Below are 23,895 nucleotides of genomic sequence, written 5' to 3'. Positions count from 1 at the left end.
TCTTTTTTAAAATGCCTAGAACTTTATACGACAAAATTTGGAATGAACATTTAGTTCATCAGCAAGATGATGGTACATCTTTATTATTTGTGGATAGACATTTAATACATGAGGTGACAAGCCCACAGGCATTTGAGGGGCTTAGAAATTCAAAAAGAAAAGTGAGACAACCAAAGTTAACACTTGCTGTAGTTGATCACAATATTCCTACAACCGATAGATCTAAAGGAATTGATGATGTTGATTCTAAAATTCAGGTAGAAACATTAGAAAAAAATTGTAAAGAATTTGGTATCAAACTTTTTGGAATGGACGATAAAAGACAAGGTATTGTTCATATAGTAGGGCCCGAGCAAGGTTTCACGCAACCAGGTACAGTAATTGTTTGTGGAGATAGCCACACTGCTACTCATGGTGCATTTGGCGCCCTAGCATTTGGAATAGGTACTTCAGAAGTAGAACACGTTTTAGCAACTCAAACCTTGGTACAAAAAAAGGCAAAAAATTTTAGAATAAACGTTAATGGGAAACTGTCACTGGGAGTGACTTCAAAGGATGTTATTTTGCAAATAATTGGAAAAATAGGAACAGCTGGAGGTACTGGATGTGTATTAGAGTATGCTGGTTCGGTGATTTCAGACCTGTCTGTGGAACAGAGAATGACGATTTGTAATATGTCAATCGAGGGTGGTGCTAGAGCTGGTCTTATTCAACCTGATGAAAAAATTTTTAATTACTTAAAAGGAAGACCAATGTCCCCAAAAAATGAAAATTGGAATAAAGCTTTAGAGTATTGGAACTCACTTAAAACTGATAATGATGCTAAATTTGATAAAGAGATCAATTTAAATGGAGAGGATATTGCTCCTATGGTAACTTGGGGAACTTCTCCAGAAGATGTTGTAACAATAAATGGAAAAATACCGAACCCTGATAATGAGAAAAATGAAGATAAAAAAAATTCAATTAATAGATCTTTAAAATATATGGGTCTAAAACCAGATGTTAAAGTTCAGGATATAAAAATTGATAAAGTTTTTATTGGAAGTTGTACCAACGGAAGAATAGAAGATTTACGAGAGGCTGCTCAAATTTTAAAAAATAAAAAAAAGGCTGCACATGTGCATGGCATGGTTGTTCCAGGATCTGGACTAGTAAAAGAACAAGCAGAACAGGAAGGTTTAGATAAAATATTCATTGAGTCTGGATTTGAGTGGAGAGAGCCTGGTTGCTCAATGTGCTTAGCAATGAATGCTGATAAATTAAAACCACAAGAGAGATGCGCATCTACTTCAAATAGAAACTTTGAGGGAAGACAAGGAAGAGGTGGTCGTACACATCTAGTAAGCCCAGGTATGGCAGCAGCTGCTGCAATTGCTGGAAATCTTGATGACGTAAGAAAATATCAAAACTAATGAAAAAATTTGTATCCCTCAAAAGTATTCCTGCATATTTGCCAATCGTCAATATCGATACTGATATGATCATCCCAAAACAATTCCTAAAAACAATAAAAAGAACAGGATTGGGAAAAAACCTTTTTCATGAAATGAGATATGATAACGATGGAAATATTATTAAAGATTTTATTTTAAATAAGAAACCATTTGATGTTTCAAAAATATTAATTGCGGGGAATAATTTTGGTTGTGGTTCATCAAGAGAACATGCACCATGGGCTCTTTTAGACTTTGGAATTACATGCGTGATAAGTTCAAGTTATGCCGATATCTTTTATAATAATTGTTTTAAAAATGGCATATTACCAATAATTTTAAGTGAGGAAAAAATAAAAGAATTATCAGAGTACTCAAAAAGACAAGAAGAAATAGAAATAAATTTAAATGATGAAAAAATTATCTATGGAAACAATGAGATCAGTTTTAAAATTGAGCCTTTCAAAAAAAAATGCTTATTGGAAGGACTTGATGACATTGCTTTATCTCTAGAGAAATCCTCAAATATAAATGAATTTGAAAAAAAATTAGAGTCTTCAAAACCATGGATCTTTAATGATTAAGGTTAAGAAAAGAAAAATTTTACTTTTACCAGGTGATGGTATTGGTCCAGAAGTAATCGCCGAAGTAAAAAAAATAATTAATTGGTTAAATAAAAATAGATCTTTAGATTTTGAAATTGACGAAGACTTAGTGGGTGGTGCTGCATATGATAAACATGGAACACCTATTACTGATGAAGTTTTTTATAAAGCTTTAGAAAGTGAAGCTGTAATTTTAGGAGCTGTTGGAGGTCCAAAGTGGGATAATTTGGATTTTTCCAAAAAACCAGAAAGAGCATTATTAAAATTAAGGAAAGAACTTAAACTTTTTGCAAATTTAAGACCAGCAATTTGTTTCAAGCAGTTAGTTGAAGCCTCAAGTTTAAAACCTGAAATAGTTTCAGGACTTGATATAATGATAGTCAGAGAACTTACCGGGGGAATATATTTTGGTGAGCCTAGAGGAATCAAGCCAATAGATAACGGTGAAAGAAAAGGTATTAATACTCACACTTATACAACAAGCGAAATTGAAAGAGTTTCTAGAGTAGCCTTCGATCTTGCAAAAAAAAGAAATAATAAAGTTACATCATGTGAAAAATCAAATGTTATGGAAGCTGGTCAGCTTTGGAGAGAGGAAGTTCAAGCTATTCATGATAAAGAATTTAAAGAAGTAGAATTAGAACATATGTTAGCAGACAACTGCGCTATGCAACTCTTAAGAAATCCAAAACAATTTGATGTCATTGTAACAGATAATTTATTTGGAGATATATTGTCAGATGAAGCTGCGATGTTAACAGGTTCATTAGGGTTACTACCTTCAGCATCTTTAGGAGCCAAAGACAAAAATGGAAACATGAGATCAATGTACGAGCCAGTACACGGCTCAGCACCTGATATTGCTGGAAAAGGTATCGCTAATCCAATTGCAACAATACTAAGTTTTTCAATGGCGTTAAAATATTCTTTAAATTTGGACAAAGAGTCAAAGGAGCTAGACGCTGCAGTACAAAAAATCCTTGATGATGGGCTTAGAACCAAGGATATATGTTCAAAAGGTAATAAGGAAGTATCAACAAAAGATGTTGGAGATGCGATTATTGCTTGTTTGCAAAATTAGTTAATTTCAATTATTTTATAAAAATTATGACAATTTATACAGCTCCCGTTGAAGATATGATGTTTCTTTATGAGAACTTAAGAAATAATAAAAATTATAATGAGATAGAAAAGTATAAGGATGTCACGCCAGATTTGGTAAAAAATATTTTAGAAGAGGCAGCTAAAATAAATCAAAACATCATACTACCACTAGCAAAGTCTGGAGATGAAAACCCAACTGTATTAGAAAATGGCATTGTTAGAACTCCCCCAGGTTATAAAGAAGCATATAAGAAGTATATAGAGGATGGATGGACTTCTTTATCATGTGATCCAAAATTTGGTGGTCAAGGAATGCCAAAAACTGTAAGTGCCTTTTTTGATGAAATGTTATCTTCAGCATGTTTATCTTTCAAGCTTTACTCAGAGTTAAGTATCGGTGCGTACAATTGTATTAACCATCATGCTACTGATGAAATTAAAAATAGGTATTTACCAAAAATGGTTGAGGGTAAATGGAGTGGCACAATGTGTCTTACAGAACCTGTATGTGGAACAGACCTAGGTTTGCTCAAAACAAAAGCTGTAGAACAAAAAGATGGAAGTTTTAAGTTAAGCGGGCAAAAAATATTTATTACTTCAGGAGATCATGATTTAACTGAAAATATTATCCACTTAGTTATTGCCAGAGCATCTGACTCCCCAAGTGGAACTAAGGGAATAAGCTTATTTTTGGTTCCAAAATTTATTGTTAAGGATGATGGATCAATTGGTCCACGAAACGGTGTATCAACTGGATCTATTGAGAGTAAAATGGGAATAAAAGGCTCAGCAACTTGTGTTTTAAACTTTGATGATGCAGTTGGGTATATGATTGGACCAAAAAATAAAGGTTTAAATTCTATGTTTACAATGATGAATCTTGAAAGGATTGTTGTAGGAATTCAAGGTTTAGGCATTTCAGAAATTGCTTATCAAAATTCAGTAAACTATGCAAAAGAACGTAAACAAGGTAAAGCACACAATGGAAAAAATCAAAATGGAGGAGCAGATTTAATAATTGAACATGCAGATATCAGAAAATCATTGCTAAATATGAAATCTATAATTGAAGGTGAAAGAGCATTATGTTTTTGGTTATCACAACAAACAGAGGTAAGCCTTTATCATTCTGACGAAAAAATAAGAAGGGAAGCATCGGAGCTAGTATCATTAATGACACCCGTAGTTAAATCGATGTTTACAGATTTAGGTATGGAAATAACAAGTGATGCTATGCAAATATTCGGAGGTTATGGATATACAAAAGACCAAGGAATAGAACAGCTTTACAGAGACAACAGAATTACTCCAATATATGAGGGTACTAACTCAGTTCAGGCTATAGATTTAGTTTTTAGAAAATTAGTAAATAAAGAAAGTGATATTATAAATAAATATATTGAGAGTTTAAAAAAAGACTTATCTAGCAATAATCAAGAATTAAAAAATTTTAACGAAAAATTAGAAAACAGTTTGAAAACTTTAATTAAATTTACTGATTGGATTAAAGATAAAATGCAAAAATCCAAGAACGATGTTAGTGCTGCATGCAATGATTACCTAAAAGTGTTAGGTTATGTTGCTGTTGCTCATTCTTGGATAAAGGTTTTAGAGGTTAGTTATAAAAACTATGAAACAAACAAACAATTTTATGAGGACAAAATTAATACTGCCAAGTATTATTTTGAAAGAGTTTTACCAAGGATCGAAAGTCATTATATAACTGCCGTTAGTGGAAGTGATTATATAATGAGTCACAAATTTAATTAATGAATAAATACGAGCAAAACTTAGATAAAAACAAAGCTAACTTTGTGCCATTAACACCACTTAGTTTCCTAGAAAGAGCAAAAGATATATACCCTAACTATGAGGCTCTTATCTATGAGGATAAAAAATTTACCTGGAAAGAAATTTATAAAAGGTGCATTAAATTTGCAAGTGCTCTTGAAAAAATTGGAATTGGTGAGGGAGATACAGTTTCAGTTATGGCATTCAATACACCTGAAATTTTTGAGGCCCATTATTCTGTCCCAATGACGGGTGCAATATTAAATACAATTAATACAAGATTAGATGCTAAAACTGTGGCATATATAATTGATCACAGTGAGGCAAAAGTACTTATCGTCGATCGACAATTACACTCTGTAATAGAGAAAGCGCTTACACAAACTAAAATAAAGCCAATAATAATTGATGTTCAAGATGATTATGCAGATCAATCACTTTTAAAAAAAATTGGAGAAAAAGAGTATGAAGAATTTTTAAAAACTGGTGATGATAATTACGTTTGGAGAAGACCTAAAGATGAGTGGCAAGCTATATCATTAAGCTATACATCTGGCACAACAGGTAATCCTAAGGGCGTTGTATATCATCACAGAGGTTCTTATTTAATGTCAACTGGTAGTGCAGTTGCATGGAACATGCCAAATAGATTAAATTTTTTAACAATAGTCCCAATGTTTCATTGCAATGGTTGGGGGTATCCTTGGACTGTTCCAATGCTAAATGGGAAAACAATTTGCTTAAGAGCAATAGATATAAAAAAAATCTTTGAATTAATTGAAAAGCATAAGATTACTCACTTCGGAGGAGCGCCAATTGTTTTGAATATGATCACAGGTGCATCTGAAAGTGAAAGAAAAAAATTAAATCATAAAGTTTACGTTTTAACCGCAGGGGCACCACCACCGAGTATTATCTTTAAAAAAATGGAGGCTCTTGGGTTCGAGGTAATGCATGTTTATGGACTTACAGAGACATACGGACATATTTTACAGTGCGCATGGAATGATGAGTGGAATTCTTATGATGAAGATAAAAAAAATGAAATTAAAGCAAGACAAGGTGTAAGATACCCTAATACTGAAGACACAATGGTAATGGATCCTGAAACAATGAAACCAGTGCCCAAAGATGGAAAGACAATAGGTGAAATCATGATAAGAGGAAATATTGTTATGAAGGGATATTTTAAGGACAAAGAAGCTACTGATAAGGCTATGTCGCATGGATGGTTTCACTCTGGAGATCTAGCTGTAACAAATCCAGATGGTTATATTAAGATAAAAGATAGATCAAAAGATATTATAATTTCTGGCGGAGAGAATATTTCATCAATTGAAATAGAAAATACTTTAGCAAAACATCCGAGTGTTTCAATTGCTGCTGTTGTTGCGAAACCAGACGAAAAATGGGGAGAAGTACCATGTGCTTTTATAGAAAAAGTAAAAGATAAAGAAGTGACCGAGAAAGAATTAATATCTTATTGTAAAGAAACATTAGCAGGCTTTAAAGTACCAAAAAAAATTGAATTTTGTGAATTGCCTAAAACTTCAACAGGAAAAATCCAAAAATTTGAATTAAGGAAATTAGCCAAGGAGCTAAACTGAACCTAGACGTTAACGGCAAAAACGTATTTATTTCTACAGGTGGCTTTGATTTTGATAAAGATAAGCCATCTATTATGTTGATGCATGGAAGTGGGTTAACTCATATTGTTTGGTCTCTTCATGAACAGTTTTATGCATCCCAAGGATATAATGTTTTATCAATTGATTTACCAGGACATGGAAGCTCTGAAGGCCCATCACTTAAATCTATTGAGGATATGTCGTCTTGGGTAAAAAGTTTCATGGAAACACTCAAAATTCAAAAGATTATCATCGTTGGTCATTCGCAGGGTTGTTTAGTTGGAATAGATTTTGCATCTAAATATCCAGAATTTATTGATGGATTAGTATTAGTTGCTGGATCATATAAAATGCCTGTAAATCAAGATTTGATAGATCTTGCAGAGGCTGGAGATGATAAGGCGATATTACTAATGATGAAATGGGGTTATGAGGGATCCAAGGCATTTATTGGTGGAAACCCTGTAAAAAAGATAATTAACTCATCTAGAGAAATTATAGAAATTTTATCAGTAGACTTAAAGGCTTGTAATAACTACAAGTCTGGAAAAGAGTCTTTAGAAAAAATTAATTGTCCGACTTTATGTATATTTGGAGATCTCGATAAAATGGTTCCCCTTAAAGTTGGTAATAAAATGTCTGAATTAATTAAAAATTCAGAAACTAAAGTGATCACTGACTGTGGTCACATGATAATTTTTGAAAAAGCTTTTGAAATGAGAAAAATTGTAAAAGAATTTATTTTAAAACTAAAAAAATGAAAAAATTTAATATTGCTAAATCAAGAAGATTAAGAAGCACTCCTTATTCATCAAGAATTGAGTCTCAAGGTGTCACGGCTTACACTATTTATAACCATATGCTTTTACCAGCTGCGTTTGGATCACTTGAAGACTCATACCATCATTTAAAAGAGCATGTGCAAATTTGGGATGTTGCTGCTGAAAGACAAGTAGAAATAAGTGGACCAGACGCCTACAAATTAGTTCAGCTTATGACTTGTAGAGACTTATCTAAGTCTAAAATTGGCAGATGTTATTATTGTCCGATTATAGATGATAATGGTGGAATGATTAACGATCCAGTGATTTTAAAATTAAAAGAGGATAAATGGTGGATATCAATTGCTGACTCGGATGTGATTTTATTTGCTAAAGGTTTAGCAATTGGTAACAAACTTAATGTAAAAATAATTGAACCAAATGTAAATATTTTAGCTGTCCAAGGACCAAAATCATTTAAATTGATGGAGAAAATTTTTGGAAAAAAGATTGCTGAAATGAAATTCTTCGGCTTTGACTATTTTGAATTTGCAGGAGATAAACATTTAATAGCAAGATCAGGTTGGTCTAAACAAGGTGGATATGAAATTTATGTTGAACATACCAAGTCAGGTTTACAGCTATATGATAAACTTTTTGATGAGGGTAAAGAATTTAATGTAAAACCTGGCTGTCCAAATTTAATTGAGAGAATAGAGAGTGGACTGCTTTCTTACGGTAACGATATAGATAACGAAGACAACCCTTACGAATGTGGCCTAGATAAATATGTAAATGTTAATAGTGACATTAATTTTTTAGGAAAAGATAAATTAATTCAATATAATAAAAATGGTTTAAAAAAAAAACTGATGGGTGTGAAAATTGAGTCTGATAACATCAGTATTACTGAGACAATAAAAATTTTTGATAATAATGAAAATCATATAGGCGAATTAAGATCAGGAGTTTATTCACCTCACTTTAATAAAGTTATTGGAATTGCAATGTTAAAAAAACCTAATTGGAATACAGGAACTAAAATTAAAATAAATATTAACGGTAAATCTGTGAACGGAACAGTTTGTGATTTACCCTTCATCTAATATAAAGTATTAAATAAGTCATGAAAATTGCTATTGTTGGTGCCACTGGAAATGTTGGACGTAAGATAATCGAGGTTTTAGAACAGAAAAAACTTTTAGTAGAGGATTTATGTTTATTAGCTTCGAAAAAAAGCGCGGGCACAGAGTTATTGTTTAATGGAAAAAAAATAAAAGTTCAAAGTTTAGAAGATTTTGACTTTTCCAAAGTTGATATTACTTTTTTTTCAGCGGGTAAAAAAATTTCAGAAGCCTATGCCGTTAAAGCTGCCAAATGTTCTGTCGTTGTAGATAATTCAAGTTATTTTAGAATGGATCCAGATGTGCCATTAATTGTTCCGCAGGTAAACAAACATCATTTATCTAATTTAAAAAAAAATATTATAGCTAATCCTAACTGTTCAACAGCTCAAATGGTAATTGTACTTAAACCTTTACATGATCTATTTGATATCAAAAGAGTGGTAGTTTCTACTTATCAATCCGTATCTGGAGCAGGAAAAGCATCGATGGATGAGTTAATTGAACAAACAAGAGATATCTTAGCAGAAAAAAAAGTTTCATCAAAAAATTTTACAAAACAAATTGCTTTCAATGCCATACCACATATAGATGATTTTCTAGATGATGGTTACACGAAAGAAGAGATTAAAATGATAAATGAAACTAAAAAAATATTAGATCACAAAATAGAATTAACAGCAACATGTGTAAGAATTCCAGTGATGGTCTCACATTCCGAGTCTTTAAATATTGAATTTAATAAAACTGTCTCACTCTCAGAGGTAAGAAAAGTTTTAGCAAAAGCCCCAGGGTGTAAAATAATTGATGATCCTTTAAATAATATGTATGCGACACCTATTGATAGCGCAGGTAAAAATGAAACATTTATTTCGAGAATAAGACAAGATAACTCAAATAAAAATTCTATAAACCTTTGGATTGTTTCGGACAATCTATTGAGAGGTGCTGCACTAAATGCTGTTGAAATTGCAGAAACCTACTATAATAAATTACAATGAAAAATAATAACCCTCTATCTCCACACATACAAATTTATAATTGGCATGTTTCATCTTTGGTATCGATTTCGCATAGAATATCTGGTGTAATTAACTATCTATTTTTTATTTTTCTATGTATTTGGATATCTTTTGTCTTTTTATTTGGACAACATTACAATTTATTTGCAGATTTTTTTAATTCAATTTTTGGAAAGTTTTTTGTAATTAGTATTATTTGGTCATTTTCTTTTCAAATTTTAAGTGAAATAAGACATTTATTTTGGGATTTAGGTTATGGATTTGATTTAAAAATTTCGAATATCACAGGTCTTTGTGTAATTTTTGGATCATTTATAAGTACAGTTCTAATTTACTTTATTGGCAGAGGAATAATCTAATGATCAATGCCACGAAAAAATGGATATTTTTAAAAGTAAGCACAATTATTTTAATACCTTTAATGATATGGTTTGTTATCAACTTTGTGTCTGTATATGATCAGAACTATAATCAGGTAATCAGTTTTTTTAGCGACCAAATAGTAAAATTCATACTCTCTTTATTACTAATAATGGCTTTTTTTCATACAGCTCTTACAATAAGTGAGATTTTTGAGGATTATATCCATAATGAAAAAATAAAAAGTGTCGCAAACAAATTATTATATTTCTTTGCTATAATATTTCCTTTAATTACAATAACAGTATTACTAAAATTTGGATTATGAGCTCATATAAAATAATAGATCATGAATATGATGTTGTCGTTTTGGGGGCAGGTGGCTCTGGTTTAAGAGCAGCCGTGGGTCTGAGTGAAGCTGGTTTGAAAACAGCTTGTATTTCAAAAGTATTCCCTACTCGTAGTCATACATCTGCTGCTCAAGGTGGAATATCTGCAGCGCTAGGAAATATGGGAGAAGATGACTGGCGTTGGCACATGTACGACACTGTTAAAGGATCCGATTGGTTAGGAGACCAGGACTCAATAGAATATTTATGCAAGGAAGCACCAAGAGCAGTTCTTGAGTTAGAAAAATATGGGGTGCCTTTCAGTAGAACCGAAGATGGAAAGATTTATCAAAGACCATTTGGCGGAATGACAAAAAACTATGGAAATGAGACGGTCCAAAGAACTTGTGCTGCAGCTGACAGAACTGGTCATGCTATTCTTCATACTTTGTATGGACAAGCTTTAAAGCATAATACTGAATTTTTTATTGAATACTTTGCTCTAGATTTACTCATGAAAGATGGAGCTTGCAAGGGTTTGATTGCGTGGAATTTAAATGATGGAACTATTCACAGGTTTAGATCTCATATTACCATAATAGCAACGGGCGGATATGGAAAAGTTTATTATTCTGCAACGTCTGCACACACTTGTACTGGAGATGGAAATGCAATGGTGCTAAGAGCGGGACTACCATTACAGGATATGGAATTTGTGCAATTCCACCCAACTGGAATTTATGGACATGGTACTTTGATATCGGAAGGTGTTAGAGGTGAGGGAGGATATCTTTTAAATTCTAAAGGAGAGAGATTCATGGAAAGATACGCTCCAAAAGCAAAAGATCTAGCATCAAGAGACGTTGTAAGCAGATCAATTGCAGTAGAAATAAATGAAGGACGAGGAGTTGGAAAAGAAAAAGATCATGTTCATTTACATCTTAATCACTTAGATCCAAAGGTAATTGAGGAAAGACTACCCGGCATATCAGAATCTTCAAGATTGTTTGCAAACGTAGATGTAACTAAGGAGCCAATACCAGTTGTTCCTACTGTACACTACAATATGGGAGGTATACCTACAAATTACAAAGCTGAAGTTTTAACATTGAACGGCTCTGAAAAGACTGTACCAGGATTAATGGCAATCGGAGAAGCAGCATGCGTTTCAGTTCATGGTGCAAATAGATTAGGCTCTAACTCTTTGATAGATTTAGTTGTTTTTGGTCGAGCGGCTGCAAAACGAGCTGCAGAACTTATTAAACCTGGCATGCCGCATGAAGAAATTTCAAAGTCTGAAACAGATAAATGTCTCGATCGATTTGATAAATTAAGAAACGGTAATGGAGATCATAATACTGCAGATCTAAGAATAGCTATGCAAAAAACTATGCAGTCAAAATGTGCGGTTTTTAGAACAGAAAAAACTTTAAAAGAAGGAGTTCAAGAAATAAGAAAACCTTTTGACGGAATGGATGCAATTTCAGTAAAAGATAAATCATTGATATTTAACACAGATTTAGTTGAAACTTTAGAATTTGATAATTTAATTAGACAAGCAATCACGACCATGGACTCCGCCTATCATAGGAAAGAGAGCAGAGGAGCTCATGCTAGAGAAGATTTCCCAAAAAGAGATGATAAGAACTTTATGCAACACACTCTGTCTTGGTGTGATGGAAAAGAGACAAAGATTGATTACAGACCGGTTCATAAATCTACATTGACAAATGAGGTTCAATATTTCCCACCACAAGAAAGAGTGTATTAATGGTTCAAATTAATCTACCTGAAAACTCAAAGATTCAAAAAGGTAAATATTATAAAGATAAAACCGGCTCCAAAAATTTAAGAAAAGTAAATGTTTATAGGTGGGATCCATCTACAGATGAAAAACCCAGAATTGATACCTATGAAATAGATATGGATAATTGTCCATCAAAAGTTTTAGATATTTTAAATAAAATAAAAAATGAGATAGATCCTAGTCTTGCTTACCGAAGATCATGTGCTCATGGAGTATGTGGATCTTGCGCAATGAACATGGATGGTAAAAATGGTTTAGCATGTACAAAATCACATGCAGAAATAAAAGGAGACATTAATATTTATCCACTTCCACACTTGAAAGTTTTAAAAGACTTAATAGGTGACTTGAGCACATTATATAAACAATATGAGTCGGTACAACCTTGGTTAAAAACATCAAAAAAACCTGAGAAAGAAAATTTACAATCTCGAGAGGACAGATCAAAATTAGATGGTCTATACGAATGCATTATGTGTGCATGCTGTTCAACTTCTTGCCCGAGTTACTGGTGGAATGGTGATAAGTATTTAGGTCCTGCTGTTTTGTTACAAGCTTACAGATGGATTATAGATAGTAGGGATGAAGATAGGAAGGAAAGATTAAAAAAAGTAGCAGATGAATTAAAATTGTATAGATGTCATACTATTATGAATTGTACCAATGCATGTCCAAAAGGCTTAAACCCAGCAAAAGCGATAGCAGAAATTAAAAAGATGTTAGCTACATCAAATATTTAAAACATTAGACTATTAATAATTTTTAATTTAAAAGATCATATTCATGAAAATAATTGAACATTTTGTAGATGGGAAAATTGTTCCTGGCTCATCAAAAAAAAAAGGTAAGGTATTTAATCCAGCTACTGGCGAGCAACAGGCAGAAGTAATGTTGGCCTCATCGTCCGATTTAAATAACGCAGTGGAAATTGCAAAAAAAGCTTTTAATGATTGGTCAATAAGACCCCCACTACAAAGAGCCAGAGTAATGTTTAAATTTAAAGAATTAATTGAAAAAAATTCTGATGAGTTAACAAAAATGATAGTTGCCGAACATGGAAAAGTTTATGAAGACGCCAAAGGATCACTTACACGAGGATTAGAAGTTGTCGAGTTTGCTTGTGGAATTCCTCATTTATTAAAAGGAGAGTTTTCGGAGAATGTAGGGACCAATGTTGATAGCTGGTCAATGCGCCAACCTCTTGGAGTAGTTGCTGGAATTACACCATTTAATTTCCCTGCTATGGTGCCTATGTGGATGTTTCCAATCGCAATAGCTTGTGGAAATACATTTGTACTTAAACCTTCTGAAAAAGATCCTTCTTGTTCGATAAAATTAGCAGAACTTTTAAAAGAAGCAGGTTTGCCAGATGGTGTTTTTAATGTCATTAATGGAGATAAAGAGGCTGTAGATGCAATTTTAAACAATAAAGATGTTAAGGCAGTAAGTTTTGTAGGCTCCACTCCTATTGCTAAGTATATTTATGAAAATTCTGCAAAAAATGAAAAAAGAGTTCAGGCATTAGGTGGTGCCAAGAATCATTTAGTAGTCATGCCAGATTGTGATTTAGATGGTGCTGTTAATGGATTAATGGGAGCAGCTTACGGATCTGCTGGAGAAAGATGTATGGCCCAATCAGTTGCAGTAGCTGTTGGAGATATAGGTGATGAACTAGTTTCAAGGCTCTCAAAAAAAGTAGAAAATTTAAAAGTCGGACCTGGTATGGATAAAGCGTCTGAGATGGGCCCTTTAGTTACTAAAGAACATTTAAATAAAGTTAAAGGTTATGTAGATTTAGGAGTAAAAGAAGGAGCCAAATTAGTTGTTGATGGTAGAGATTTAAAGCTACAAGGTTACGAAAATGGTTTTTATATAGGTGGATGTTTATTTGATCATGTTAAGAGAGATATGAGAGTATATAAAGAGGAAATATTTGGACCAGTTCTATCTGTGGTAAGAGTCAAGTCTTTTGAGGAAGCAACAAAATTAATTAACGACCACGAATATGGAAATGGAGTTAGTATATATACCAGGGATGGTGACGCAGGACGGACATTTGCAAGTAAAATTCAAGTTGGAATGGTTGGAATAAATGTTCCAATTCCTGTGCCAATGGCTTTTCATAGTTTTGGAGGATGGAAAAGATCTCTGTTCGGAGATAGCGCGATGCACGGAATGGAAGGTATAAAGTTTTATACCAAACTAAAAACAATTACATCAAGGTGGCCATCTGGGATAAGATCAAACCCAGAGTTTGTGATGCCAACTATGAAATAATTAGTATGAGCAAGATATCTTTAATAGGAGCTGGACAAATTGGGGGAACATTAGCTCACTTGATTGGAACCAAAGAATTATCAGATGAAGTAGTTTTATTTGATGTTGCGAGCGGTATAGCAAAGGGTAAAGCACTAGATATTGCACAATCATCATCTGTGGATGGATTTAATGTAAAATTTTCAGGGACCGATAATTATAAAGATATAAAAAATTCAGATGTAATAATTATTACTGCAGGAGTTCCAAGGAAACCTGGAATGAGCAGAGATGACCTGCTTGGTATAAACTTAAAAATAATGAAACAAGTCGCAGAAGGTGTAAAACAAAATGCACCAGATGCATTTGTTATTTGTATAACAAATCCTTTAGACGTTATGGTAATGGCTTTTCAAAAGTTTTCAGGACTGCCAACTAATAAGGTTGTTGGGATGGCAGGTATTCTTGATAGTTCAAGATTTAAATTATTTCTATCACTTGAGTTAAATATTCCCGTAAAAGAAATAGATGCTATGGTAATGGGTGGTCATGGTGATACTATGGTTCCCCTGCCTAGATTTACCAAAGTTTCTGGAAAACCTTTATTAGATTTGGTTAAAAGTGGAAAAATTTCAATGGAAAAACTTGAAGCCATTAATCAAAGAACAAGAGACGGAGGTGCCGAGATAGTAAAATTTTTAGAAAAAGGATCAGCTTTTTATGCGCCAGCAGCATCTGGTGTGGAGATGGCACAGGCATTTTTAAAGGATGAAAAAAAAATGTTACCATGTGCTGCCTTTTTAAATGGTGAATATGGTATAAAAAATATTTATGCCGGAGTTCCAATTATAGTTGGAAAAAAAGGAGTTGAAAAAATCGAAGTTATTAATTTAGATGAAAAAGAAAAGTCAGAATTTATCAATTCTGTGAATGCAGTAAAAAAACTTTGGGAAGCTGCATCAAAAATTGACCCTGACTTAGCTAAATAATGAATATTCACGAACACCAGGCAAAAGAATTACTTAAAAAATATGGTGCAAATGTACCTAACGGAGTATTTGCTTTAACCGTAAAAGATATTTTAGAAAAAGCGAAAAGCTTAAATAGCCAAAAACTTGTTTTAAAAGCCCAAATTCATGCTGGAGGAAGAGGCAAAGCTGGTGGAGTAAAAATATTAAATGACATTAGTGAATTGGAGAAAGAGTCAAATAATTTATTAGGAAAAAAATTAATCACACATCAAACAGGACCATCTGGAAAAATAGTAAAAAGACTTTATGTAGAGGAACCATCAGATATTGATAAAGAATTTTATTTATCTTGTCTTGTAGACCGAGGTAGTTCAAAAATAGCCTTCATCTCCAGTGACCAAGGTGGGATGGATATTGAAGAAGTAGCAAAAAAAAATCCTAACAAAATTAATACTATTAAAGTCGATTTTAATAAAAGTATTTCAGATTTGGACTGCGAAAAAGTAATAGAAATTTTTGATCTTAAACCAGATCAAAGTTTAGAAGCTATGAATATTGTGAAATCAATATATAAACTTTTTATAGATTTAGACGCTAGTATGGTTGAAATAAATCCACTAATTTTGACAAAGCAGGGAAAAATTATTTGCTTAGACGCAAAAATTAATTTCGATGATAACGCATTATTTAGACACCCAGAAATTTCTGCACTCAGAGATTTAAATGAGGAAGATCCTACAGAAATAGAGGCAAGTAAATATGATTTGTCTTATATAAAATTAGATGGAAGTATTGGTTGTATGGTAAACGGTGCAGGACTTGCAATGGCTACAATGGATATTATTAAACTTTATGGAGAAGAACCAGCAAACTTTTTAGATGTTGGTGGAGGAGCTTCAAAAGAGAAAGTATCAGAAGCTCTCAAAATCATAATTTCTGATAAAAATGTGAAAGGGATTCTAATAAATATATTTGGAGGAATTATGAAATGCGATGTTCTTGCTCAAGGAGTAGTTGATGCAGCAAAAGAAGTAAAAATTAATGTTCCACTAGTTGTTAGATTAGCTGGTACAAATTTTGAAAAAGGAAAAGATATTCTTGATAAGTCTGGGTTAAAAATAATTTCTGCAACAGATTTAAATAGTGCAGCTGAAAAAATTGTTAATGAAATAAAATAGAATGTCAGTTTTAGTTAATAAAAATACACGGCTGATTTGCCAAGGATTTACAGGTTCACATGGAACCTTTCATTCTGAACAAGCAATTAAATATGGAACTAATCTTGTTGGGGGTGTAACTCCAAATAAAGGCGGACAAACTCATTTAGATAAACCAGTATTTAACACTGTGGCTGAGGCAAAAAAGTCAACAAATGCGAATGCAAGCATGATTTATGTTCCCGCAAAATTTTGTGCTAATGCAATTATTGAGGCAATAGAGTCAGATATAGAGCTAATAGTTTGTATCACTGAGGGAATTCCAGTCTTAGATATGCTTAAAGTAAAAAAATATTTATCCAAATCGAAATCAAGACTGATAGGCCCTAACTGCCCAGGAATAATTACACCTGATGAATGCAAAATAGGTATTATGCCTGGTAATATTCATAAAAAAGGATCTGTTGGAATTGTTTCAAGATCAGGCACATTAACTTATGAAGCAGTTGCTCAAACAACCTCAAACGGATTAGGTCAATCTACATGTATTGGTATCGGGGGTGATCCAATAAATGGTACTAATTTTATAGACTGCTTAGACTTATTTTTAAATGATCCTGAAACAGAGTCTATTTTAATGATAGGAGAAATTGGAGGAACAGCAGAGGAAGAAGCTGCAGCATTTATTACACAACATAAAATTAAAAAACCCATAGTGGGATTTATTGCTGGTATTACAGCGCCACCAGGAAGAAGAATGGGTCATGCTGGAGCAATAATCTCAGGAGGCAAAGGTGGAGCAGCTGACAAAATAAAAACTATGGAGAAAGCAGGAATAACTGTTGCAAAATCGCCAGGTGAGATTGGAAAGACGCTTTTAGAAAAATTGTCACTTTAAAATAATCAATAGTGATATTATAATCAGGAATTAATGAGCTCATCAAAAAATTTAGAACAAAAAAATACATCATTTTTAACGAAGTCAAATAGTGCATTTATTGAGAATATGTACATAAGATATATCGAAAAAGATCCAAATCTACCTTTGAGTTGGAAAGACTATTTTGACACTCTTAATGATGATATTAAATCTGTTGTCAAAGAACTTGAAGGTCCTACATGGCAACCTCATAAAAAAAGAATTAAATATGAAAGCACAAAATCTACAACCAAGGTAACAAATAATGAAGATTTAGAGACAGCAAAAAGTGAGTCCATTAAAGCAATTGCTCTAATTCGTGCATATAGAATTAGAGGCCATTTAATAGCAAATCTTGATCCATTAAATCTAATGGAAAGAAAATATTTATATGAACTTCATCCAGAGGATCATGGTTTTAAAAAAGAGGATTATGATAAAAAAATATTTTTAGGTTCATACTTAGATACGGGCTACTCATCTGTTAATGAAATATTATCTAAATTAAGAAAAATATATTGTTCTACAATTGGGGCTGAATATATGCATATTACTGATCCTATTGAAAAAGTTTGGTTTAGAGACAGAATGGAAAAAAGAGAGAACCAACTAAATTTTACAGAAAATGGGAAAAAAGCTATTTTAAATAAAATTGTTCAAGCTGAGGGTTTTGAAAAATTTTTGGCAAGAAAGTATGTTGGAACAAAAAGATTCGGTTTAGATGGTGGAGAAGCGCTAATACCTGCTTTAGAGCAAATAATAAAAAGGGGCGGCCAGTTAGGAGTTAAAGAAGTAAAAATTGGTATGCCACACAGAGGACGGTTAAATGTTTTAGCAAATGTATTACAAAAATCTTATAAGAGAATTTTTAACGAATTTGCAGGAGAAGAGAATTATGCAAAAGCAGAGGACTCAGCTGGAGATGTAAAATATCATTTGGGTGCATCATCCGATAGAGAATTTGATGGAAACTCTGTGCATGTTAGTTTAACTGATAATCCTTCACATCTAGAGGCAGTAAATCCAGTTGTGCTAGGTCAAACTCGAGCAAAACAATTTTTTCATGAAGACACAACAAGAGAAAAGGTAATACCAATTTTAATTCATGGAGATGCGGCATTTGCTGGCCAAGGAGTTGTTGCCGAATGTTTTGCAATGTCTGGACTTAAAGGGCATAATACTGGAGGTACTATTCATATTATACTAAATAACCAAATTGGATTTACTACTAGTCCGAGGTTTGCTAGATCAAGTCCTTACCCATCAGATCTTGGTAAAATTGTTGAGGCACCGATCCTACATTGTAATGGTGATGATCCAGAAGCGGTCGTACATTGTGCGAAAATCGCAATAGAATTTAGACAAAAGTTTAAAAAAGATGTTGTCATAGATTTGATATGTTACAGAAGATTTGGACATAATGAGGGTGACGAACCATCTTTTACTCAACCTCTTATGTACAAAAAGATTAGAAGTCATCCAACAACTTTATCGATTTATGGAAAAAAATTAGTAGATGAAAGCACTATCTCCAAAGAATATTTCGAAAAAAATATAAATGACTTCAAAAACTTACTCGATGAACAGTTTAAAACCGCAAAAGATTATAAACCAAAGCTTAATTGGTTTGAAGGGACTTGGTCAAGATATCAACCTAAAAAAGGAAAAGATAGAAGAGGTCAAACAGGCGTTGATATAAATAAATTAATAAAAATTTCAGAAAAAATTAATCACACCAAGGAAAATCAAAATATTCACAAAACTATCAAAAAAATTCTTTTAAATAGACATAAAAGCGTTTTAGAAAAGAAAAATATTGACTGGGCCAGTGCCGAAGCTCTCGCATTTGGTAGTCTTTTGGATGAAGGCTTCCCGGTGAGACTAGTTGGACAAGACTCAGGTAGAGGAACTTTTAGTCAAAGACATTCTGTTTTAAGAAATCAAGAGAATAATTCTAGATATATTCCATTAAATAATATTTCCGATAAACAAAAAAAATTTGAAATTGTAGACAGTTTTTTATCTGAATTGGCTGTTCTTGGTTTTGAATATGGTTACAGTTTAGTTGAACCTGAAACATTAACATTATGGGAAGCACAATTTGGTGATTTTGCTAATGGAGCACAGGTTGTTATTGACCAATTTATAGCATCAGGTGAAAGAAAATGGTCAAGAGCATCAGGCTTAGTTCTTTTATTACCTCATGGATATGAAGGTCAAGGCCCAGAACACTCATCTGCTAGGCTAGAAAGATTTTTACAGTTATGTGGACAAGAAAATTTGCAAGTATTGAATTGTACAACACCGGCTAACTATTTTCATGCATTAAGAAGACAAATACATAGAGATTTTAGAAAACCTTTAGTAATAATGACACCTAAATCTCTTTTGAGACACAAAAATTGTGTTTCTAATTTAGATGATTTTAGTAAAAAAAACTCTTTTCATAGAATTTTAGAGGATCATGCATTGAATAATAAAAATGGCTTTATTAGTCTTAAGAAGAGTGGAAGTATAGAAAAAGTAATAATTTGTTCTGGAAAAATATACTTTGATTTATTAGAAGCTAGAGAAAAAGCTAAAAATGACAAAATAATTATCTTTAGAATTGAGCAATTATATCCATTTCCAGCAAAATCTTTAGCAAAAGCATTAAAACCGTATGCAAAAAACGCAAGATTTATTTGGTGTCAAGAAGAACCAAAAAATATGGGAGCTTGGTTCTCAGTGAGAGATTATATACAATGGACTTTAGATAACATTAAGGCTAATAATAACACAATTTCTTACATTGGAAGAGATGTTGCTGCATCTCCAGCAACCGGGTATGCAAAAAGACATCTAAAACAACAAAAAGAAATTATAGAAAAAGTATTAAACTAAATATGAGTGAGCAAATTATTGTACCCGCACTTGGAGAGAGTATAACAGAGGCAACTGTTGCTAAGTGGCTTAAGAATGTTGGTGATACGGTTGAAGCAGATGAACCAGTTGTAGAACTTGAGACAGATAAAGTAAATTTAGAGGTTCCATCGCCTATAAGTGGTACTGTAGGAGATATAAAATTTAAAGATGGAGATACTGTTGAAGTAGGAGCTATTTTAGGTTCGATCCAAAATAATGGAGAAGCTACTGAAAAAAAACCTGTTGAAAAACATGAGCAGCCAAAAGAACAGAAAAAAAATAATGTTGTTGAACTTGAGCCTGAAAAGAAAGAAATAAAAGTTTACGAACAAAAAAAAGTCGAAGAGACTGTTGTTAACGAAAATATTATTTCTGAGGAAAATGAGGAAGAGCCTTTGGTTCTTACCAATGAGGTAGAAAAGAAAGTCTCAAAAAATATAAAAAAAAGAGAGAATAACCTTTCTCCATCTGTAAGAAAAATTGTTGCTGAAAAAAAGATAGACTTGGACAAAGTAAAAGGAACAGGAAGAGACGGAAGAATATTAAAAGGAGATCTAATTGATTTAATGTCTATAAAACCTTCTCCATCAGAGAGAAAAATTAAATTTGGAGAAGAAGAAAAAATCAAAATGACAAGATTGAGACAAACAATCGCAAAAAGATTGAAACAAGCTCAAGATAATGCAGCACTCTTAACAACTTTTAATGAGGTTGATATGTCCGGAATTATTGAAATGAGAAAAGAAAATCAAGATGATTTTCAAAAAAGATATGGAGTTAAATTAGGTTTTATGTCTTTTTTCATCAAGTCATGTATTTTAGCATTAAAAGCTTTCCCAATAGTAAACGCGGAAATTTCAGGTGATGAAATAATTTATAAAAATTATTACAATATAAGTTTTGCTGTTGGTACAGATAAAGGATTAGTTGTTCCAGTGTTAAAAAATGCCGATGAGCTATCATTTGCAGACATTGAAAAAAATATTAAATCTATGTCTGAAAAAGCAAGAGAGGGGAAATTAAATATAGAGGATCTTCAGGGTGGAACTTTTACAATTAGTAATGGTGGAGTTTATGGATCTATGTTATCAACTCCAATTTTAAATTTACCTCAGTCAGCAGTTTTAGGTATGCATAATATTGTTGATAGACCCTTTGTTGTTGATGGCGAAATTAAAATTAGGCCACTTATGTATTTAGCATTATCCTATGATCATAGAATAATTGATGGCAAAGACTCTGTTTCCTTCTTAAAAACAATCAAAGAAAACCTAGAGGATCCAAGAAGGTTATTTTTAGAAATTTAAATGTCTGAGAAATTTCAAGCAGTTGTGATCGGTGGTGGACCGGGTGGTTATGTTTGTGCAATAAGGCTTGCCCAACTAGGATTCAAAACTGCATGTGTTGAGTCAAGAGGTACGTTGGGAGGTACATGCCTAAATGTAGGATGTATTCCTTCTAAAAGTCTTTTAAACCTATCTGAAAATTTCCATAAAGCTAAATCATTTGATCAATTAGGTATAGAGGTTGGTCAAATAAAGTTAAATTTAGAAAAAATGATGAAAAATAAAGATAAGGCAGTTGATGTTTTGACAAAAGGAGTAGAGTTTTTATTCAAAAAAAATAAAGTCTCATATTTTAAAGGGACAGGTAGTCTTACTAAAAATAATCAAGTTAAAATAATAGATTTAAATAATAAAGAAATATTATTAGATACTGATAAAATTATAATTTCCACTGGATCAGAAGCATCGGAATTACCAGGTGCAAAATTTGATGAAAAAATTATAGTTTCTTCTACTGGAGCATTATCTTTAAAAAGTGTTCCAAAAAAAATGCTTATTGTGGGTGGAGGTTATATTGGATTAGAGATGGGTTCGGTTTGGTCAAGACTTGGTTCAGAGGTTCACGTTGTTGAATTTTTAGATCATATTACACCAGGAATGGATAAAGAAATTTCAAAGGAATTTATGAAAATTTTAAAGAAACAAGGAATAAATTTCCATATGGAGACTAAAGTTGAGAATATTAAAAAAAATAGTGACTCTGCTACCGTTACAATTCAAGGCAAAGATGGAAAAAAAACTCAAATGGAAACAGATGTAGTTTTGGTTTCTGTAGGTAGAAAACCAAATACAAAAAATTTAAATTTAGATAATGTTGGAGTAAAATTAGATAGCAAAATGAGAGTTCAGGTAAATAAAAACTTTGAGACAAGTATTAAAAATATTTATGCTATTGGCGATGTTATTGATGGACCAATGCTTGCACATAAGGCGGAAGAAGAAGGTATTGCAGTTGCTGAGCTAATTGCAGGACAAGCTGGGCATGTAAATTATGATGTTATACCAGGAGTAATTTATACAACACCAGAGGTAGCGACAGTAGGAGAAACAGAGGAAAAGCTAAATGAAAAAAAAATTAAATATAAAGTTGGTAAATTTTCTTTTATGGCAAACTCTAGAGCAAAAGCGATTAACGAGGCCGAAGGATTTGTAAAAATACTTGCAGATGAAAAAACTGATAAGGTGCTCGGAGTACATTTAATAGGTCCACATGCGGGAGAATTAATTGCGGAGATGGCAGTTGCAATGGAATTCGGCGCAAGTTCTGAAGATATTGCTAGAACTTGTCATGCGCACCCTACTTTTTCAGAAGCTGTAAAAGAGGCAGCCTTATCTGTGGATAAAAGAGCAATACACTCTTAAAAAATTTTCATATTATATCTTTATGGAAATTCCGATTCTATTACCAAATATTTTTAATCATCCTTTTACATACAAAACAAATATTAAATTAAAAATAGGAGATTTTGTTGAGGTTCCTTTTGGTAAAAAAAATATTATTGGAGTTGTTTGGGATGAGTTTGAAAAAAAAAGTCAAAAAACATTTAAAATTAAAAGTGTTATAAGAAAAGTAAATATACCAAGTCTTAAAATAGAGACAATCAAGTTTTTAGATTGGTTTTCTCAATATAACTTAATCCCTAAAGGGATGGCTTTAAAATTAGTTTTAATGAGTGGACAGGCTATTGAAAAATTGCCAGAAAAAGAATATGAAAATTTTAATAGTTTCGAAAACAAATTAGACTTTAAACTTACAAATGAGCAAGAAAAAAATTTAAAGGAAATAAATAAAAATATTAATAATTTTAGAGTACATGTTTTACAAGGTGTTACTGGGTCAGGTAAAACATTAGTTTATTTTGAGACAATAAGAAAAGTTATAGAAAAAAAAAAACAAGCACTAATTCTTCTTCCCGAGATTGGATTAACAAACCAGTTTGAAAAAAAATTCATTGAATTTTTTGGTTTTCAACCAGCAATATGGCATTCAGGCATATCAAAAAAAAATAAAAAAAAAATATGGAGTGGTATTATTAATAATAAGATAAAAGTAGCTATTGGAGCTAGATCATCGCTTTTTTTACCTTTTAAAAATTTAGGACTCATTATCGTTGATGAGGAACATGACCAATCGTACAAACAAGACGAAGGAGTAATTTATAATGCTCGTGATATGGCAATTGCAAGAGCAAACTTTGAAAATATTCCAATTAACCTAGTAACTGCCGTACCTTCAATTGAAACCTATGAGAATATAAGAAAAGGGAAATACTCAATATCAAAGTTATCAGAAAGGTTTAAAAAAGCATCATTACCAATTTTTACTTCTTTAACTCCTAACTGGCCGCCCCTTTTTATTATTTGCTCTAAAGCAG

20 protein-coding genes are annotated in these 23,895 nt (G+C 32.4%); all 20 read left to right on the top strand.

Annotated features, from left to right (window positions below; genetic code table 11):
* Window positions 1-11: 11 nt before the first annotated feature.
* Window positions 12-1,415: a 3-isopropylmalate dehydratase large subunit gene (gene leuC / locus AMN73_RS00940; RefSeq protein ID WP_075534438.1), complete on the top strand. Its 1,404-nt coding sequence runs from the start codon at window positions 12-14 to the stop codon at window positions 1,413-1,415.
* A complete protein-coding gene (leuD, locus tag AMN73_RS00935; protein WP_075534437.1) occupies window positions 1,415-2,020 on the top strand; it encodes a 3-isopropylmalate dehydratase small subunit in 606 nt (201 codons plus the stop codon). Before leuC ends, leuD begins: the two co-directional genes overlap by 1 nt.
* Window positions 2,013-3,122, top strand: coding sequence for a 3-isopropylmalate dehydrogenase (leuB, locus tag AMN73_RS00930; protein WP_075534436.1), 1,110 nt, complete (start codon window positions 2,013-2,015; stop codon window positions 3,120-3,122). Before leuD ends, leuB begins: the two co-directional genes overlap by 8 nt.
* A 26-nt stretch (window positions 3,123-3,148) precedes the next feature.
* Entirely contained in the window at window positions 3,149-4,915 is a 1,767-nt protein-coding gene (locus tag AMN73_RS00925) for an acyl-CoA dehydrogenase family protein (RefSeq protein WP_075534508.1), read from the top strand.
* Window positions 4,915-6,543, top strand: a complete 1,629-nt coding sequence (locus AMN73_RS00920) for an acyl-CoA synthetase (RefSeq protein WP_075534435.1) — start codon at window positions 4,915-4,917, stop codon at window positions 6,541-6,543. The genes AMN73_RS00925 and AMN73_RS00920 overlap by 1 nt, the downstream gene beginning before the upstream one ends.
* Window positions 6,544-6,617: 74 nt before the next feature.
* Window positions 6,618-7,325, top strand: coding sequence for an alpha/beta fold hydrolase (locus AMN73_RS00915; RefSeq protein WP_082254564.1), 708 nt, complete (start codon window positions 6,618-6,620; stop codon window positions 7,323-7,325).
* A complete protein-coding gene (locus AMN73_RS00910) occupies window positions 7,322-8,431 on the top strand; it encodes a dimethylsulfoniopropionate demethylase (protein WP_075534433.1) in 1,110 nt (369 codons plus the stop codon). The genes AMN73_RS00915 and AMN73_RS00910 overlap by 4 nt, the downstream gene beginning before the upstream one ends.
* Before the next feature lie 20 nt (window positions 8,432-8,451).
* Window positions 8,452-9,450 carry an aspartate-semialdehyde dehydrogenase gene (locus tag AMN73_RS00905; RefSeq protein ID WP_075534432.1) on the top strand — a complete coding sequence of 333 codons (999 nt, stop codon included), beginning with the start codon at window positions 8,452-8,454 and terminating at the stop codon, window positions 9,448-9,450.
* Complete coding sequence (gene sdhC, locus AMN73_RS00900) at window positions 9,447-9,830, top strand: succinate dehydrogenase, cytochrome b556 subunit (RefSeq protein WP_075534431.1); 384 nt, start codon at window positions 9,447-9,449, stop codon at window positions 9,828-9,830. The genes AMN73_RS00905 and sdhC overlap by 4 nt, the downstream gene beginning before the upstream one ends.
* The gene (sdhD, locus tag AMN73_RS00895; RefSeq protein ID WP_075534430.1) at window positions 9,830-10,159 is read left to right on the top strand and encodes a succinate dehydrogenase, hydrophobic membrane anchor protein; all 330 of its coding nucleotides are present in this window, start codon (window positions 9,830-9,832) and stop codon (window positions 10,157-10,159) included. The genes sdhC and sdhD overlap by 1 nt, the downstream gene beginning before the upstream one ends.
* The gene (gene sdhA / locus AMN73_RS00890; protein ID WP_075534429.1) at window positions 10,156-11,931 is read left to right on the top strand and encodes a succinate dehydrogenase flavoprotein subunit; all 1,776 of its coding nucleotides are present in this window, start codon (window positions 10,156-10,158) and stop codon (window positions 11,929-11,931) included. Before sdhD ends, sdhA begins: the two co-directional genes overlap by 4 nt.
* Window positions 11,931-12,707: a succinate dehydrogenase iron-sulfur subunit gene (locus AMN73_RS00885; protein WP_075534428.1), complete on the top strand. Its 777-nt coding sequence runs from the start codon at window positions 11,931-11,933 to the stop codon at window positions 12,705-12,707. Before sdhA ends, AMN73_RS00885 begins: the two co-directional genes overlap by 1 nt.
* Window positions 12,708-12,750: 43 nt before the next feature.
* On the top strand, window positions 12,751-14,244 hold the full coding sequence (locus AMN73_RS00880; protein ID WP_075534427.1) for a CoA-acylating methylmalonate-semialdehyde dehydrogenase: 1,494 nt from the start codon (window positions 12,751-12,753) through the stop codon (window positions 14,242-14,244).
* A 5-nt stretch (window positions 14,245-14,249) separates the two neighbouring features.
* Window positions 14,250-15,212 (top strand): malate dehydrogenase, encoded by a 963-nt coding sequence (mdh, locus tag AMN73_RS00875; protein ID WP_075534426.1) that lies wholly within the window; start codon window positions 14,250-14,252, stop codon window positions 15,210-15,212.
* Window positions 15,212-16,372 (top strand): ADP-forming succinate--CoA ligase subunit beta, encoded by a 1,161-nt coding sequence (gene sucC / locus AMN73_RS00870; protein ID WP_075534425.1) that lies wholly within the window; start codon window positions 15,212-15,214, stop codon window positions 16,370-16,372. The genes mdh and sucC overlap by 1 nt, the downstream gene beginning before the upstream one ends.
* A gap of 1 nt (window position 16,373) precedes the next feature.
* Complete coding sequence (sucD, locus tag AMN73_RS00865) at window positions 16,374-17,249, top strand: succinate--CoA ligase subunit alpha (protein ID WP_075534424.1); 876 nt, start codon at window positions 16,374-16,376, stop codon at window positions 17,247-17,249.
* 33 nt (window positions 17,250-17,282) lie between these two features.
* Complete coding sequence (locus AMN73_RS00860) at window positions 17,283-20,153, top strand: 2-oxoglutarate dehydrogenase E1 component (RefSeq protein WP_075534423.1); 2,871 nt, start codon at window positions 17,283-17,285, stop codon at window positions 20,151-20,153.
* Between the two features lie 2 nt (window positions 20,154-20,155).
* A complete protein-coding gene (odhB, locus tag AMN73_RS00855) occupies window positions 20,156-21,481 on the top strand; it encodes a 2-oxoglutarate dehydrogenase complex dihydrolipoyllysine-residue succinyltransferase (RefSeq protein WP_075534422.1) in 1,326 nt (441 codons plus the stop codon).
* Complete coding sequence (gene lpdA / locus AMN73_RS00850; RefSeq protein ID WP_075534421.1) at window positions 21,482-22,882, top strand: dihydrolipoyl dehydrogenase; 1,401 nt, start codon at window positions 21,482-21,484, stop codon at window positions 22,880-22,882.
* A gap of 22 nt (window positions 22,883-22,904) precedes the next feature.
* On the top strand, window positions 22,905-23,895 hold a 991-nt coding region (locus AMN73_RS00845), incomplete at its 3' end, for a DEAD/DEAH box helicase (RefSeq protein ID WP_143323182.1).

This window comes from Candidatus Pelagibacter communis, assembly GCF_001179965.1.
Classification (GTDB): Bacteria; Pseudomonadota; Alphaproteobacteria; order Pelagibacterales; family Pelagibacteraceae; genus Pelagibacter.
The sequence above is the reverse complement of the archived record's forward strand: the minus strand, read 5'-3'. Positions and strand labels throughout refer to the sequence as shown.